1 pseudogene is annotated in these 526 nt (G+C 45.2%); it reads right to left on the reverse strand.

Going from position 1 to position 526, the window contains the following annotated elements:
* Positions 1–526: pseudogene (locus R8O11_RS31085) on the reverse strand (FHA domain-containing protein); the annotation flags it as partial.

Here is a 526-nt window from a genome sequence, read left to right on the forward strand (position 1 = left end):
CTTCTGGAATGAACGCGGCTTGCTTAGCTTGCTCTGTCGCTGGTTCAACAGATTCTTGACTCGTGGCAACGCCTCCCAGCCAATCTTCAGGGATTAAATTTGGAATATCGAATTCGGAAGGGATACTGAAACTGTCATCAACGACTTGTCGCGTATTTTCGATTGTCTTAGCCGGTGCAGGCTCAGGCTTTTCAACATCGCGGATAAGATAGTCGTCTTCACGCTGCATCGAAAACTTTAGATGCGCAATAGGATCGTCAGTATTAACACCGTCTTGCTTGGTCTCCATGAATAAGTCTTCTAATGCACCGACTTTTTCTTCCTCTTCTACGACCGCCTCACCGAGATTGACGAGTGGATCATTCGATACTCTTTCTGGGGCAATATCGGCGGCAATATCTTGAACAGCGGATATATGCTCTAATGCAACGCCAATCTCGTACTGCCCTAGTGAAACAACGTCACCGTCAACAATAGATATCGGTTGATTCTTTAGAATCTTATTACCATTAACCATAGTGCCATT

This window comes from Vibrio sp. 1288 (genome assembly GCF_033344475.1).